The 15165-nt window shown below is 71.2% G+C and carries 16 protein-coding genes; 7 read left to right on the top strand and 9 right to left on the bottom strand.

The features are described from left to right. The 4 genes from JOM49_RS32720 (at position 1) to JOM49_RS32705 (ending at position 3868) form a co-directional block, all read left to right on the top strand. The gene (locus tag JOM49_RS32720) at positions 1-1557 is read left to right on the top strand and encodes an acyl-CoA carboxylase subunit beta (RefSeq protein ID WP_209668029.1); all 1557 of its coding nucleotides are present in this window, start codon (positions 1-3) and stop codon (positions 1555-1557) included. A gap of 34 nt (positions 1558-1591) precedes the next feature. Beyond that, the gene (locus JOM49_RS32715; protein ID WP_209668028.1) at positions 1592-1975 is read left to right on the top strand and encodes a YybH family protein; all 384 of its coding nucleotides are present in this window, start codon (positions 1592-1594) and stop codon (positions 1973-1975) included. Between the two features lie 70 nt (positions 1976-2045). Further along, on the top strand, positions 2046-3374 hold the full coding sequence (locus tag JOM49_RS32710) for a bifunctional transcriptional activator/DNA repair enzyme AdaA (RefSeq protein ID WP_308158951.1): 1329 nt from the start codon (positions 2046-2048) through the stop codon (positions 3372-3374). Continuing rightward, positions 3371-3868: a methylated-DNA--[protein]-cysteine S-methyltransferase gene (locus tag JOM49_RS32705; protein ID WP_209668026.1), complete on the top strand. Its 498-nt coding sequence runs from the start codon at positions 3371-3373 to the stop codon at positions 3866-3868. The genes JOM49_RS32710 and JOM49_RS32705 overlap by 4 nt, the downstream gene beginning before the upstream one ends. On the opposite strand, the gene JOM49_RS32700 is transcribed toward JOM49_RS32705, so the two are convergent. Continuing rightward, positions 3856-4668 carry an enoyl-CoA hydratase-related protein gene (locus JOM49_RS32700; RefSeq protein WP_209668025.1) on the bottom strand — a complete coding sequence of 271 codons (813 nt, stop codon included), beginning with the start codon at positions 4666-4668 and terminating at the stop codon, positions 3856-3858. The two genes, JOM49_RS32705 and JOM49_RS32700, sit on opposite strands and share 13 nt — an antisense overlap. Before the next feature lie 101 nt (positions 4669-4769). Between JOM49_RS32700 and JOM49_RS32695 the strand changes: the two genes are divergently transcribed. Both JOM49_RS32695 and JOM49_RS32690 read left to right on the top strand, forming a co-directional pair. After that, the gene (locus tag JOM49_RS32695; RefSeq protein ID WP_209668024.1) at positions 4770-6416 is read left to right on the top strand and encodes a class I adenylate-forming enzyme family protein; all 1647 of its coding nucleotides are present in this window, start codon (positions 4770-4772) and stop codon (positions 6414-6416) included. Positions 6417-6521: 105 nt separating this feature from the next. Further along, on the top strand, positions 6522-7151 hold the full coding sequence (locus JOM49_RS32690; protein ID WP_209668023.1) for a TetR/AcrR family transcriptional regulator: 630 nt from the start codon (positions 6522-6524) through the stop codon (positions 7149-7151). Positions 7152-7159: 8 nt separating this feature from the next. Here the strand turns inward: JOM49_RS32690 and JOM49_RS32685 are convergent, their stop codons facing one another. The 8 genes from JOM49_RS32685 to JOM49_RS32650 form a co-directional block, all read right to left on the bottom strand. Beyond that, on the bottom strand, positions 7160-7546 hold the full coding sequence (locus JOM49_RS32685; protein WP_209668022.1) for a DUF7715 family protein: 387 nt from the start codon (positions 7544-7546) through the stop codon (positions 7160-7162). A 162-nt stretch (positions 7547-7708) separates the two neighbouring features. Further along, positions 7709-8791 (bottom strand): acyl-CoA dehydrogenase family protein, encoded by a 1083-nt coding sequence (locus JOM49_RS32680; protein ID WP_209668021.1) that lies wholly within the window; start codon positions 8789-8791, stop codon positions 7709-7711. Further along, positions 8788-9966 (bottom strand): acyl-CoA dehydrogenase family protein, encoded by a 1179-nt coding sequence (locus JOM49_RS32675; protein ID WP_209668020.1) that lies wholly within the window; start codon positions 9964-9966, stop codon positions 8788-8790. Before JOM49_RS32675 ends, JOM49_RS32680 begins: the two co-directional genes overlap by 4 nt. Next, positions 9963-11186 carry an acyl-CoA dehydrogenase family protein gene (locus JOM49_RS32670; protein WP_209671878.1) on the bottom strand — a complete coding sequence of 408 codons (1224 nt, stop codon included), beginning with the start codon at positions 11184-11186 and terminating at the stop codon, positions 9963-9965. Before JOM49_RS32670 ends, JOM49_RS32675 begins: the two co-directional genes overlap by 4 nt. A gap of 2 nt (positions 11187-11188) precedes the next feature. Then, positions 11189-12226 carry a phosphotransferase family protein gene (locus tag JOM49_RS32665; RefSeq protein ID WP_209668019.1) on the bottom strand — a complete coding sequence of 346 codons (1038 nt, stop codon included), beginning with the start codon at positions 12224-12226 and terminating at the stop codon, positions 11189-11191. A gap of 95 nt (positions 12227-12321) precedes the next feature. Next, complete coding sequence (locus tag JOM49_RS32660) at positions 12322-12774, bottom strand: MaoC family dehydratase (protein ID WP_209668018.1); 453 nt, start codon at positions 12772-12774, stop codon at positions 12322-12324. Positions 12775-12779: 5 nt separating this feature from the next. Then, on the bottom strand, positions 12780-13541 hold the full coding sequence (gene fabG, locus JOM49_RS32655) for a 3-oxoacyl-ACP reductase FabG (protein WP_209668017.1): 762 nt from the start codon (positions 13539-13541) through the stop codon (positions 12780-12782). Between the two features lie 73 nt (positions 13542-13614). Further along, positions 13615-14319 (bottom strand): DUF998 domain-containing protein, encoded by a 705-nt coding sequence (locus JOM49_RS32650; protein ID WP_209668016.1) that lies wholly within the window; start codon positions 14317-14319, stop codon positions 13615-13617. Positions 14320-14506: 187 nt separating this feature from the next. Between JOM49_RS32650 and JOM49_RS32645 the strand changes: the two genes are divergently transcribed. Continuing rightward, a complete protein-coding gene (locus JOM49_RS32645) occupies positions 14507-15148 on the top strand; it encodes a FadR/GntR family transcriptional regulator (protein ID WP_209671876.1) in 642 nt (213 codons plus the stop codon). Positions 15149-15165: the final 17 nt, after the last annotated feature.

The raw sequence follows: 15165 nt of genomic DNA, 5'->3' as shown, positions 1-15165 counted from the left end.
ATGACCGACGACTGGCAGCCGGAGGTCGACGAGATCGCCCGGCGGCGCGAGCTCGCGCACCGCATGGGTGGTGAGGCCAAGATCGCCCGCCAGCACGCCGCCGGGCGGCTCACCGTCCGCGAGCGCATCGAGGCCCTGGTCGATCCGGGTACCTTCGACGAGATCGGCGCGCTGGCCGGTTTCGGTCGGTACACAGAGGATGGTGCGCTGGAGTCGTTCACCCCGGCCAACTTCGTCGTCGGCACGGCCAGGCTGGACGGCCGCCGGGTGGCGCTCGGCGCGGACGACTTCACCGTGCGCGGCGGCGCGGCCGACGCCGGGATCATCGGCAAGCAGGTGCACGCCGAGCGGCTGGCGAACGAGCTCGGCCTGCCGCTGGTCCGGCTGATCGAAGGCACCGGCGGTGGCGGCAGCGTCAAGTCGCTGGAGGACTTCGGATACACCTACGTGCCGTTCAACCCGGGCTGGGACCTGGTGGTGGACAACCTTTCCGCGGTGCCGGTGGTCTCCGCCTGCCTGGGCCCGGTGGCCGGTCTCGGTGCCGCGCGGGCGGTGATGTCGCACCTCTGCGTGCTGGTCGAAGGTGCCGGGCAGTTGTTCGTCGCCGGGCCGCCGCTGGTCCGGCACGCCACCGGCGAGGAACTGTCCAAAGAGGAGCTCGGTGGCGCGGCGGTGCACCGGCGCAGTGGTGCGGTCGAGCGGATCGTGCGCAGTGAAGCCGAAGCTTTCGCCGTGATCAAGGCGTTCCTGTCGTACCTACCGGCCAATGTGGACTCACTGCCCGCGGTTGTCCCAGCCACCGACGATCCCGCGAGGGCGGAGGAGGCGCTGCTTTCCCTGGTGCCGCGGAACCGGCGCAAGCCGTACCGGTTGCGGCCGCTGCTGGACGCGGTGTTCGACGCGGATTCGGTGTTCGACTACGCGTGCTACGGCGGTTCGGCCTACACCGGGCTGGCGCGGCTGGACGGCCACCCGGTCGGCGTGATCGCCACCGATCCGTACCGCGGCGCGACGCTGACCGCCGAGGGTGCCGACGCGATCACGCGGCTGGTCGACCTCTGCGAAACGTTCCACCTGCCCTTGGTCAACCTCACCGACCAGGCGGGCATGGTGATCGGCCTGGCGGGGGAGAAGCGCGGCTCGATCCGCCGCGGCGCGCGGGCGATCACCGCCGTCTACCAGGCCCGCGTGCCCTCCGCCGAGGTGATCGTGCGGCGGGTGTTCGGCGTCGGCGGGGCCGGGATCACCCACCGGCACCGGCTGGTGCGCCGGTGGGCGTGGCCGTCGGGTGACTGGGGCTCGCTGCCGGTCGAGGGCGGGATCGAAGCCGCCTACCGCGCCGAACTGGAAGCCGCCGAGGATCCGCAGGCGCTGCTGGCCGAGATCCGGGAGAGGCTGGACAAGGTCCGCTCACCGTTCCGGACGGCGGAGAAGTTCGGTGTGGAGGACGTCATCGACCCCAGGGAAACCCGCGCGCGCCTGTGCGACTGGGTGACCGACGCCTACCGCGTCCTGCCCAAACTCCTCGGCCGCCCGTCCTTCGGCGTACGCCCCTAGTAAGGCTGAGCGCCGATGTTATGCTCGGGTAGTCATGACGGACATTCATGACACACCCCAGCACCATCAGGCGCGCTACGCGGCCGCCTTCGACGCCGCCGATCCGGCCGCACTCGAACGCTGCTACGAAAACACCGCCGTGCTCGTCCCCCGGCCCGGCCTCCCGCTGACCGGCGATGATCGCCGGAACGCCACGGGGCACCTGCTCGGCTGGGGCCTGCCGATCGAAGCGAGCACCCGCCACGCCTACGTTTCCGGCGATCTAGCGCTGCTCATCGTCGACTGGTCCATCAGGGGGACAGCGGCCGACGGCACCCGGGTGGATCTGTCCGGCGCAGCCACCGATGTGCTGCGCCGCGGCGGTGACGGACGGTGGCGCTACGCCATCGACAACCCGTTCGGCACGGCCGCCGGTTAACGTCGCCGGATGCCAGGCAGGTGTCGCTTTTTCGCTAGCGCGGCGCGGCGTGCGCGGCGATGCTGGTGCGGTGCAGGAAGTACACGAGGACACCGAGCGGTGCGTGCGGGCCGTGCGGTCGAAGGACGCCCGGTTCGACGGCTGGTTCTTCACCGCCGTGCTCACCACGCGGATCTACTGCCGGCCCAGCTGCCCGGTGGTCCCGCCCAAGGCCGAGAACATGCGGTTCCTGCCCAGCGCGGCCGCCGCGCAGCAGGCCGGGTTCCGGGCGTGCAAGCGCTGCCGCCCCGACGCGAGCCCCGGTTCGCCGAAGTGGAACGAGCGCGCGGACCTGGTGGCCAGGGCGATGCGGTTGATCGCGGACGGCGTGGTCGACCGCGAAGGCGTCGACGGCCTGGCGCGGCGGCTCGGGTACAGCGTGCGCCAGGTGCAGCGGCAACTGCTCGCCGAACTCGGCGCCGGACCGCTGGCGCTGGCGCGGGCCCAGCGCGCGCAGACCGCGCGCCTGCTCATCGAGACCAGCACGCTGCCGATGGGCGAGGTCGCGCTGGCCGCCGGATTCGCCAGCCTGCGCACGTTCAACGACACCGTGCGCGAGGTCTTCGCCATGTCACCGACCGATCTGCGCCGCCGAGCCGGAAGCGGCGGACCGGCCTCCGGCGTGCTTTCGCTCCGCCTGCCGTTCCGGGCGCCGCTCTACGCCGAGGGCCTGTTCGCCGTGCTCGCCGCGGAAGCCCTGCCGGGGGTGGAGGAGTGGCGTGACGGCGCCTACCGCCGGACGCTGCGGTTGCCGAACGGGCCCGGGATCGTCTCGCTGCGGCCGATGCCGGGGCACATCGCCGCGGAGTTGTCGCTGACCGACCTGCGTGACCTGCACACCGCGATCAACCGCTGCCGCCGCCTGCTCGACCTCGACGCCGACCCGGAAGCGGTCGACGCCCTGCTCGCCGAGGACAGCGCGCTGGCTCCGCTGATCGCGGCGCGACCGGGGCGCCGCGTGCCGCGCACGGTGGACGGCGCCGAGTTCGCCATCCGGGCGATCGCCGGGGAGAAGGCGGCGGACCTGGCCGCGAAACACGGCGAGCCGGTCGACGACCCCGGCGGCGGGCTTTCGCTGCTCTTCCCCGAACCGGCCGCGCTGGTCGACGAGGAGCCGGTCGCCGCGCTGGCCCGTGCGCTCGACGGCGGTGACCTCGAACTGGGCGCGGGCAGCGACTGGAACCGGGCCAGGGACCGGCTCGCCGCCCTCGACCCGGCCAAAGTGGAACTGATCGCGATGCGCGCGCTGGGCGATCCGGACGCCTTCCCCCGGCCTGGTTCCGGCCGGCGGTGGCGGCCGTGGCGGGCCTACGCCGCGCAGTACCTGCAAGATTCGGCAACGGAAAGGGAAATCGCATGACCACCCGGGTTCACACGGTGGTGGACAGCCCCATCGGGGAACTGACCCTGGTCGCCGTGGGCGATCGGCTGGCCGGCCTCTACATGGAGGAGCAGCGCCACCGCCCGCCGGACGAGCGCTTCGGCACGCGCGACGAGACGCCGTTCGCCGAGACCACCTCGCAGCTCAAGGAGTACTTCGCCGGGCAGCGCACCGAGTTCGACCTGCCGCTGCACTTCGACGGCACCGAGTTCCAGCGTGCCGTGTGGACGGAGCTGTGCCGGATCCCGTTCGGCGACACCGTTTCCTACGCCGAACTGGCCGCGCGGGTCGGCAGGCCGAGCGCGGTGCGCGCGGTCGGCGCCGCCAACGGGCGCAACCCGATCAGCATCGTGGTGCCGTGCCACCGGGTGATCGGCAGCGGTGGCAGCCTCACCGGGTACGGCGGCGGGCTGCCCCGCAAGCAGTTCCTGCTCGCCTTCGAAGGGGTGCCGGGGCAGCTTCAGCTGGGGTAGGGCGGGAATTCGGGGGGACGGCGTTCGGTCCAGCTGGTCACGCCCTCGGCGAGTTCGGGGTGGCCGAACGAGTCGAGCATCAGCCCGGTCGCGCGCCGCGCCGATTCGGCCAGTGGCAGCGCCGTCTCCACCCGGACCTGGTCCTTGATCAGCGCCATCGACCGCGGCGCGCTGTAGGTGGCGAGTTCGGCCGCGTACGCCGTCGCCGCGTCGAGCAGTTCGCCCGCCGGCAGGACTTCCTGCACCAGGCCGTAGTCGAAGGCCTGCTCCGCGGTGAAGGTGCGCCCGGAGAGCAGCAGGTCCAGCGCCCGGCCCCGGCCGACGAGTTCGGGCAGCAGCTTGGCGATCCCGTATTCGGCGATCAGCCCACGCCGCACGAACGCGGTGGTGAACTTCGCGCCCGCCGCGGCGAACCGGACGTCGGCGGCGCAGGCGACCACGAACCCGAGCCCGGCGCAGCCGCCGTTGATCGCGGCGACCACGGGTTTCGCGACCGAGGCGGCGGCGAGCACGTCGACATGGCCACCGTCGTCGGCCGTCACGTCCTTGCCGGCCGCGCCGGTCTCGCCGATGCCCGCGAGCGCGTCGAGATCCGCGCCGGGGCAGAAGGACTTGCCCGCGCCGGTGACCACCACCGCGCGCACCGCCGGGTCCTGTTCGGCCTCGCGCAACGTCCTGCCGTACCGGGTGCGCATCGCCGGGTCCATCGCGTTGTGCCGCTCGGGCCGGTCGAACGTGAGCGTGGCGATCCCGGCGCCGACGGCGTACCGCACTCCGTCGGCCGGTGTGGTTCCGGTCATGGGCACCTCCCTTTCCAGCCCCAGACTAAGCGGTTGCTTAGGTCGGCGTCGAGGCGTAGCTTCACAGATACCGACTGGTCGGTGTGCGTTGTGGAGGACGGGTGAGCTGGTACGAGGACAAGCCGTGGGTGGCGCGGTACGACCGGCGGTTGTTCGCCGCCGAACCGGTGTGGCACGACTCGGTGCTGTCGGCCTTCCGGCACGCGGTCGCGGCGGTGCCGGACCGCACGGCGGTGGCCTACTTCGACGGCGGGCTGACCTACGCCGAGGTGGACCGGCTCAGCGACGGCGTGGCGAACCACCTGCTGGCGCGCGGGTTCCGGCGCGGCGACCGGCTCGCGCTGATCCTGCAGAACATCCCGCAGTTCGTGCTGGCGCTGCTCGGCGCGTGGAAGGCGGGCGGGGTGGTGGTGCCGGTCAACCCGATGTACCGCCGGGCCGAACTCGAGCACGTCTTCGCCGACGCCGGGGTGCGCGCGGTGGTGTGCTCGCAGCGCGGCTGGAACCGCGGGGTCTCCGAAGCGGCGCGGGACATCGGCATCGCGCTGACCACCAGCGAACTCGATCTGCAGACCCGCGACGACGACCGCGTGTTCAGCGCGGTCGTGTGCGAGGACACCGAGGGCGCCGCCGACCTGCTCGACGCGGCCAACGACGCGCCGGGCACCCCGCCCGACCCGGGTCTCGGCGCCGACGAGGTCGCGCTGATCAGCTACACCTCGGGGACCAGCGGCAAGCCCAAGGGCGCCACCAACACCCACCGCAACCTCGCGGTCAACGCCGGCTCACTGCGGAACTTCAGCGGGATGGCCGAGGGCAGCACGCTGTTCGCGCTGGCGCCGCTGTTCCACATCACCGGCATGGTCTGCGAACTCGCGTCGGCCTTCGACCTGGCGGGCACGCTGGTGCTGGCGTACCGGTTCGAGCCGGGCGTGGTGCTGGACGCCTTCGCCGAGCACCGGCCCGCCTACACCGTCGGCCCGGCCACGGCGTACCTCGCGCTGATGTCGCACCCGTCGGCGAGCCGCGAGCACTTCGCCTCGTTCGAACTGCTCTACTCCGGCGGCGCCGCCCTGCCGCCCGCCGTGGTGGAGACCTTCGAAGCGCGGTTCGGGCACTACCTGCACAACGGGTACGGGCTCACCGAGACCACCGCGGGTTGCATCTCCGTGCCCGCTTCGCTGCGTGCGCCGATCGACCCGGAGTCCGGCACCATCTCCATCGGCCTGCCGACCCCGGACACCGTGGTCCGCATCCTCGACGACCAGGGCGCCGAGGTCCCGCCGGGCAAGCCGGGGGAGATCGTCGTCGAGGGGCCGACGGTGGTGCCCGGGTACTGGAACCGGCCCGCCGACACCGCCGCCGCGCTGCCCGCGGGCCGCCTGCGCACCGGCGACGTCGGGTTCATGGACGCCGACGGCTGGGTCTACGTGGTCGACCGCAAGAAGGACATGATCAACGCCTCGGGGTTCAAGGTGTGGCCGCGCGAGGTCGAGGACGTGCTCTACACCCACCCGGCGGTGCGGGAAGCCGCTGTCGTCGGCGTGCCGGACGAGTACCGCGGCGAGACGGTGAAGGCGTACGTGAGCGCGCGGCCGGGGCAGCGGCCGGCACCCCGCGAGCTGATCGACTACTGCGCCGAGCGGCTCGCGGCGTACAAGTACCCGCGCTCGATCGAGGTGCTGGACGAACTGCCGAAGACGTTGAGCGGCAAGATCCTGCGCCGGGAGTTGCGGGCACGGGGTTGAGTGCCGGGGCGGTGTACGTACGGTGATCATCGTCTCGGTACGCTCAGCTTCCGAGCAGGAACGGCTCGCCGCAGGTGAGCCGGGTGACGGGAAGGGGTCCGGGCGATGACTCGAGCCAGCGCCGGGAAACCGGGCACCACGATCGAGGAGAACGGTTACGCTCCGGGGTCGGTGCCGCGGCGGCTGCTGTCCGTGGCCACCAAGCTCTTCGCGAAGAAGGGCTTCGACCGGACCTCGGTGCAGGAGATCGTCGAGGCCGCCGGAGTCACCAAGGGCGCGATGTACCACTACTTCGGCTCGAAGGACGACCTGCTCTACGAGATCTACGCGCGGGTGCTGCGGGAGCAGACCGACCAGCTCGAGCGGCTGATGGCCGGGGACGCGCCGCTGGCCGAGCGGCTGAGCGCCGCCGCCTCCGACGTGGTGGTCAGCACGATCGCCAACCTCGACGACGCCACCATCTTCATGCAGTCGATGCACCACCTCAGCCCGGAGAAGCAGAAGTCGGTGCGGGCCGAGCGCCGCAAGTACCACGAGCGCTTCCGCTCGCTGATCGAGGAAGGGCAGTCGAGCGGGGAGTTCCGCGCCGACAAGCCCGCGGACCTGGTGCTGGACTTCTTCTTCGGCGGCGTGCACCACCTCGGCTCGTGGTACCGGCGCAGCGGCTCGATGTCCGCGCAACAGGTCGGCGACCACTACGCGGACCTGCTGCTCTCTGCCCTGCGCCCGGTCTAGAGGTCTCTTCAATAAGGCACGACCGCGCGGGGCACGATGTCGTCGAGCCGCCGCTCGACCACCGTGCCCGGCGGGTAGTGCGCGGCGAGGCGGAGCAGGCTGGCGGCGAGGTCCCCGGCGATGTCCAGCGGGTAGCCCTGCTGGTCGAGGCTGGAGCGGATGGCCTCGGTGTAGTCGGCCTCGGTGAAACCCGGCCGGTCCACCACCATCGCGGTGGTGCCGGCGCGGTGGGAGTTCATCCCGGAGAAGGCGCGGCCGCAGCCGCACCCCCCGTCCGGGTCGGCCTGGTCCGCGCTGCAGACCAGGCCGATCCAGACCAGCTCGCCGTCGACGCAGTAGCTGAAGTCGTTGCGGCGGGCGCCCTGGGTCACCTCGGTGGCGACGAGCAGTTTCATGGCGGCTTCCTCCGGCCTCGGCGAAACACCTGCCTCAGCAGTACCACCCGCCACCGACAAAACCCACCGCCACCAGGGGGCGCACGGGTCTCAGGGGGAGGGACACAAATGTGGCTTTGGGGGCCGAATCCGCCCCCAAAGCCACATTTGTGTCCTGGGTAGCTAGCCCGGGAGGTCCAGCAGGGTGGCCAGGGCGGCGCGGTGGCGGCCCGCGGTGCCCAGGGCGATCTGGTTCGCCTTCGCCCGCTTCAGGTACAGGTGCGCCGGGTGTTCCCAGGTCATGCCGATCCCCGCGTGCAGCTGGACGCACTCCTCGGCCGCGTGCACCGCGATGTCCGAGCACAGCGCCTGCGCCACCGCGGCCGCCACCGGGAGGTCCGGGTCCTGCCGCGCCAGGCAGTCCGCGGCGTAGCGCGCGGCGGCGCGGGCCGAGACCAGTTCCAGCCACAGGTCCGCGAGCCGGTGCTTCAGCGCCTGGAACGAACCCACCGGACGGCCGAACTGGTACCGCCCTTTCAGGTAGCGCACGGTTTCCTCGAGGCACCAGTCCGCCAGGCCCAGCTGCTCGGACGCCAGCAGGGCGGCACCGGCGGTCAGGGCCGCGGTCAGCGCTTCCGTCGCCGCGGCGCCCGAAGCGATCAGCGTGCCGTGGGCGCCGGAGAGCGTCACATCGGCGACGCGCCGGGTCAGGTCCAGTGAGACCAGCTCCGACACGGTGAACCCGGAGTCCACGAGGTACAGGCCGTCCCCGGCGGGCACGACGAGGACGTCCGCCACCGAGGCGTCGGCGACCGTGCCCACCCGGCCGGTCAGCACCCCGTCCGCAACCTCCACTGTGGACTTGAAGGTGTCCGGTGTGCTGGACAGCGGCACGGCCAGCGCGGCGGTCGTGGTGCCCGCGGCCAGTTTGCCCAGCAGTTCGTGGTCCGTGCCGGTGGCGAGCAGCGCGTTGGTGGCCAGCACCGCGCTGCCGAGGAACGGCACCGGTGCCACGCTGCGGCCCAGTTCTTCCAGCACCAGCGCGATTTCCCGGGCCGACGCCCCGTGCCCGCCGCGGTCCTCGGGCACCTGCAGCCCGGCGGCGCCGAGGTCACCGGCCAGCGCGCGCCACAGCTTCAGGTCGTACGGCTCACCGCTTTCCGCCCGCTTGAGCAGCGCCGAGGGCTCGCAGTGGTCGGCGAGCAGCGCCCGCACGCTCGCCCGCAGGTCGTCCTCGACGTCGGAGTACAGCAGATCCGCGGTCATCGGGGCAGGTCCTTCCAGGCGACGTCCTTGTCCACGCGCGGCTCGGACGGCAGCCCGAGCACCCGCTCCGAGATGATGTTGCGCAGGACCTCCGAGGTGCCGCCCTCGATGGAGTTCCCCTTGGCCCGCAGGTAGCGGTACCCGGCTTCACGCCCGGTGAAGTCCACCTTGTCCGGACGGCGCATGGTCCAGTCGTCGTAGCGCAGGCCCTCTTCGCCCAGCAGTTCCAGTTCCAGCCCGGAGATCTCCTGGTTCAGCGTGGAGAAGGCGAGCTTCATCCCCGAGCCCTCCGGGCCGGGCGAACCCGCCGCGAGCTGCTGGCGCAGCCGCGTCCCGGCCAGCCGCACGCCTTCGGACCGCACCCACAACCGCAGCAGCCGGTCGTGCAGTTCCGGCGTGCGCAGCTCCGGCCGTTCACGCCACAGCTTCGCGGCGATGCCGATCATGCCGCCCTCGCGCGGGATGGCGTGCCCGCCGATCGCGACCCGCTCGTTCATCAGCGTGGTCTGCGCGACCTTCCAGCCCTCACCGACCTCGCCGAGCCGGTTCGCGTCCGGGATGCGGACCCCGGTCAGGAAGACCTCGTTGAACTCGGCCTCACCGGTGATCTGCCGCAGCGGCCGGACCTCGACGCCGGGGGCGTGCATGTCGCAGATGAAGTAGGTCATGCCTTGGTGCTTGGGCACGTCCGGATCGGTGCGGGTGACCAGGATGGCGAAGCGCGCGGTGTGGGCGCTGGAGGTCCACACCTTCTGCCCCGTGACCACCCAGTCTTCCCCCTCGCGCACCGCGCGGGTACCCAGCGCCGCGAGGTCCGAGCCCGCGCCGGGCTCGGAGAACAGCTGGCACCAGACCTCTTCGCCGATCCACAGTGGACGGAGGTAGCGCTTGCGTTGTTCGTCGTTCCCGAACTTGAGGATGGTCGGGGCGGCCATGCCCAGCCCGATGCCGATGCGGCGCGGGTCGTTGTCCGGCGCCCCGGCCGCGGCCAGTTCGGCGTCCACAACGGACTGCAGCGCCCGCGGCGCGTCCAGCCCGCCCAGGCCTTCGGGGAAGTGCACCCAGGCCAGTCCGGCGTCGAACCGGGCCTGGAGGAAGGCGGACCGGTCGGCGGTGTCGTGCTCGTCGAGCAGTTTCCGCGTCCGCTCGCGCAGGTCGTCGGCGGTGAGGGTCATCGGGCGTGCTCCGTCCGGTACTGCTTGAGTTCACGGTGCGCCAGCGAGCGCTTGTGCACCTCGTCCGGGCCGTCGGCCAGGCGCAGCATCCGCGCCGACATCCACAGCTCGGCCAGCGGGAAGTCCTGGCTGACCCCACCGGCGCCGTGGGCCTGGATGGCCTTGTCGATGATCCACTCCACCGAGGCGGGGGTGGCGATCTTGATCGACTGGATCTCGGTGTGCGCGCCCTGGTTGCCCGCGGTGTCCATCAGCCACGCGGTCTTGAGCACCAGCAGCCGCAGCTGCTCGATCCGCACGCGCGATTCGGCGATCCAGTCCTGGACCACGCCCTGCTCGGCGATCGGCTTGCCGAAGGTGGACCGCGACAGCGTGCGCTCGCACATCAGCTTCAGCGCCCGCTCGGCCATGCCGATCAGCCGCATGCAGTGGTGGATCCGGCCGGGGCCGAGCCGCGCCTGCGCGATGGCGAACCCGCTGCCCTCCTCGGTGAGCAGGTTCTCCGCGGGCACGCGCACGTTCTCGAACACCACTTCGGCGTGCCCGCCGTGGTCGCCGTCGCTGTAGCCGAACACCTTCATGCCGCGCTTGACGGTCATGCCCGGGGTGTCGCGGGGGACCAGGATCATGCTCTGCTGCCGGTGCGGCGGCGCGTCCGGATCGGTCTTGCCCATCACGATGAAGATCTGGCAGTTCGGGTTCATCGCGCCGGAGATGAACCACTTCCGGCCGTTGATCACGTACTCGTCGCCGTCGCGCTCGATGCGGGTGGAGATGTTGCGCGCGTCGGACGAGGCCACGTCGGGCTCGGTCATCGCGAAGGCCGAGCGGATCTCCCCGTCCAGCAACGGCTGCAGCCACTGCTTGCGCTGCTGCTCGGTGCCGAACATGGCGAGCACTTCCATGTTCCCGGTGTCCGGGGCGGCGCAGTTCAGCGCGGCCGGGGCCAGCCGGGGGCTGTGCCCGGTGATCTCCGCCAGCGGCGCGTACTGCAGGTTGGTCAGGCCGCCGCCGTGGTCGCCGGGCAGGAAGAAGTTCCACAGCCCGCGACGGCGGGCCTCCGCCTTGAGCTCCTCGACGATCGGCACGCTGGTCCACTCGCTGTCGCGCTCGGCGAGCTGTTCCTCGAACACCGCTTCGGCCGGGTAGACGTGCTCGTCCATGAAGGACAGCAGGCGCTCCCGGAGTTCCTCGGTCTTCGCGTCGTAGGCGAATTCCATCGTCACTTCTCCTCTTTGAGAATCTCGTTGCCGTGTGCGACCAGCGGAGCCACGCCGGCCCCGACCTTCTCGAAGCCTTCGCCCACCGTTTTCCCCTGCGTGAAGCGGAAGTAGATGCCCTCCAGGATCACCGCGAGCTTGAAGAAGGCGAACCCGACGTACCAGTTCAGCTTCGACACGTCCCGCCCGGAGCGCTCGGCGTAGCGCGAGACCACCTCGTCCGAGGTCGGGTAGCCCGCCGCCGAAGTCGCGCTGGAGACGAAACCGAGGTTCACCGCGTCCCGCTCGGCGTAGGCCAGCAGCAGCGCGACGTCGGTGAGCGGGTCGCCGAGGGTGGACATCTCCCAGTCCAGCACCGCGGTGATCCGGTCGCCGGTGCCGTCCTGCGCGACGAGCACGTTGTCCAGCCGGTAGTCGCCGTGGATCACCGCGGGCGGGCCCGAAACCGGCACCGCGGCGGCCAGCCGGTCGTGCAGGCGGTCGATCCCGGGGACCTCCCGGCTGCGCGAGCCGTCCAGTTGCTTCTTCCAGCGCCGCAACTGCCGTTCGAGGAACCCCTCGGGACGGCCGAAGTCACCGAGCCCCACCGCCGCCGGGTCCACCGCGTGCAGGTCGACGAGGGTGTCCACCAGCGCCAGCGCGATGTCACGGGTGCGCTGCTCGCCGAGCGCCTCCATCTCCTCGCGGGCGCGGTACGGCGTGCCGGTGACGAACTCCATCAGGTAGAACGGCGCGCCGAGCACCTCGGTGTCCTGGCACAGCAGCAGCGTCTCCGGCACCGGCACCCGGGTGGGGTGCAGCGCGGTGATCACCCGGTGTTCGCGCACCATGTCGTGCGCGGTGGGCAGCACGTGCCCCAGCGGCGGGCGGCGCACCACCCACTGGCCGGTACCGTCGCCGACCACGTAGGTGAGGTTGGAGCGGCCACCCTCGACGACCGTGCCGCGCAGCGGTCCCGACAGCAGTCCGGGCAGCACCTCGTCCACGTGCGCGCGCAGGCGCTCGAGGTCGAGTCCGGGCAGGTCTTCGCGGGTGGCCATCTGCTCTCCTGTCGAATTTCGGCGTTCCGGTAAGCGTACCGACTAGTCGGTATGGAGTACAGGCGGGTGGGCCGGGTGCCGCCCGGTGGCCGGGCTCAGCGGATCAGCCGGGCGACGGTCTCGGCCACGCATGCGGGCTTCGCCTCGCCGTCGATCTCGATGGTCCACCGGACCACCGCCTGCTTGCCGCCCGGCACGTCGGTCACCTCGACGAGTTCGGCGCCGGCGCGCACCTTCGAGCCGACCTTCACCGGCTGCGGGAACCGCACCTTGTTCAGGCCGTAGTTGATGCCCATGGACAGGTTGTCCACCCGGTAGATGTCCTTGCCGAACCGGGGGATGAGCGACAGGGTCAGGTAGCCGTGCGCGATGGTGCCGCCGAACGGCCCGGCCGCGGCCCGCTCGGTGTCCAGGTGGATCCACTGGTGGTCACCGGTGGCGTCGGCGAACTGCTGGACCTGCTCCTGGGTGATCGTCAGCCACTCGCTGTGGCCCAGGTGCTCGCCGACCGCGGCGGTGAAGGCGTCGACGTCGGGGAAAGTACGCATGGTCGTCAGTCCTTCGGTCCGCCGGCGACGTAGATGACCTGGCCGGAGATGAACCCGGCGCCCTCGCTGACCAGGAACGCCGCCAGGTTGGCGATGTCGGCGGGCTCGCCGACGCGGCGCACCGGGATCTGCTCGGCGGCGGCCTTCTTGAAGTCCTCGAAGTCCATGCCCACCCGCTCGGCGGTGGCGGCGGTCATGTCGGTGGCGATGAAGCCCGGCGCGATGGCGTTCGCGGTGACGCCGAACTTGCCCAGCTCGATGGCCAGCGTCTTGGTGAAGCCCTGCAGCCCGGCCTTCGCCGCGGAGTAGTTGACCTGACCGCGGTTGCCCAGCGCCGAGGTGCTCGACAGGTTGACGATCCGGCCCCAGCCCTGCTCGGTCATGTGCTTCTGGACCGCGCGCGTCATCAGGAACGAGCCGCGCAGGTGCACGCCGATGACCGAGTCCCAGTCCTGGTCGGTCATCTTGAACAGCAGGTTGTCGCGGGTGATGCCGGCGTTGTTGATCAGCACGGTCGGCGGGCCGAGCTCGTCGGCCACCCGCGCGACCGCGCGTTCCACCTGCTCGGCGTCACTGACGTCCAGGCTGACGCCGACGGCGCGGCCACCGCCCGCGGTCAGCGTCTCGGCACCCTGCTTGACGGCGTCGGCGTCCAGGTCCAGCAGTCCGACGGCGAATCCGTCCGCGGACAACCGCGCGGCCACCGCCGCGCCGATACCGCGACCGGCGCCGGTGACGATCGCGACACGGGAAGGGGACTGGGTCACTTGTTCCTCCTGAAGCGAGTACGAAAGCGCGACGGCTTCGAGCATGCGCCCGGCCGCCGCGCTAAGCAAGCGCTTAGGAAGTTACTAGTCCCGGTTCCCCCTCGGGTGTGACCTGCGTCATGTTCTCCTCGATCGGCTGCTGCACGCGCAGGGCGCCGTAGCCGAGTGCGGCGAGCGCGAACATCTCGTTCAGCGCCATCAGCCGCTCGACCAGGCCCAGCGGCACGAAGGTCCACCACGCCTCGCCGCCGGCGAGCATGTTCAGCACGCCGACGAGGATCAGGCCGAACCACATCAGCGAGGTGATCCCGAAGAACACCGCGATCCGGCGGGCGGTGGGGGAGTGCCGGAACACCGAGCGGGCGCCGATGATCACCGCCAGCGGCAGCGCGACGAACGCGACCACGCTGGCGTACCGGTGGATGGCGCCGCCGAGGCTCGGGCCGATCGCCCAGTTCGTCTTCGGGAACGCCACGATCAGCAGCAGGCTGGCGGTCCACAGGCCGCCGAACACGCCGGCCGCGGACACCGGGGCGAGCAGGCCGCGCCGGATCAGCGCGAAGAGCAGCACGGCCGAGCCGACCGCGACGAGCACGACGCCGAGGTCGAAGATCCAGCGGCTGTCGGTGAGCGCGTACTGGCTGATGGTCCGGCGGACCGGGCTGATACCGGCGGTCCCCGGCAGGACGTGCAGCAGCGCGATCAGCACGATGCCGGTGGCCAGTGCGGCGAACCCGGCGACGGTGTCGGCCGGCGAGGTGCGGGCGGGCGGCGTCATGGAACTCCTCGGCGCGCTCGGTGTGTCGATTGTCCGGTTTCGAGGTTATGGACCGAACATGACGAAATCCTGAGAGCGAGCTGTCGAACCGCTTGCTTGACACCGGTGGGCGGTCGTGTCACTTTGTATCGCCATGAGCCTGTCAGACAGGCGGACAGGCGGGGCCGTGCCTCGCCGGGTGACCGCGATGGAGGCCGTGCTCGGCGAAATCCGCGGGGCCATCGAGCGTGGCGAGTACCACGTCGGCGACAAGCTCCCGGCCGAGGCGGCGATGGCGCAGACGTTCGGGGTCAGCCGGTCGGTGATCCGGGAAGCGCTGCGAGCTTCGGCGGCGCTGGGGCTGACGGTGTCGCGGACCGGCAAGGGCACCTACGTGCAGGCCGCGGGCGCGGCGCAGAACCCGATCTTCGGCTCGTACTCGGCGCGGGACCTGCTCGAAGTGCGGCGGCACGTGGAAATCCCGGTCGCCGGATACGCCGCCCTCCGCCGCGGCGCCGACGACCTCGACCGGCTCGCCTCGCTGACCGAACGAATGCGACAGGAGACCGACGACACGGCTTGGGTCGCGCTGGACACGCTGTTCCACATCAGCGTGGCGCAGGCTTCGGGGAACCCGGTGTTCGCGAAGGTCATCGAGGAAATCCGGGACGCGTTGCGGCAGCAGTCGTTCTTCCTGAACAAACTCGCGGATCGACGGGAACGGTCGAACCGGGAGCATGAGGTGATCGTGGAGGCCATTGGTTCGGGGGCGGTTGAGGCTGCTGAAGGGGCGATGACTGTGCATCTGGAACTGGTGGAGAAATCTTTGAGCGCGGTTGTTGCTTCGTAGGTGTTTTGTTGGGCCAC

The organism is Amycolatopsis magusensis, from assembly GCF_017875555.1.
Taxonomy (GTDB): Bacteria; Actinomycetota; Actinomycetes; order Mycobacteriales; family Pseudonocardiaceae; genus Amycolatopsis; species Amycolatopsis magusensis.
The sequence above is the reverse complement of the archived record's forward strand: the minus strand, read 5'-3'. Positions and strand labels throughout refer to the sequence as shown.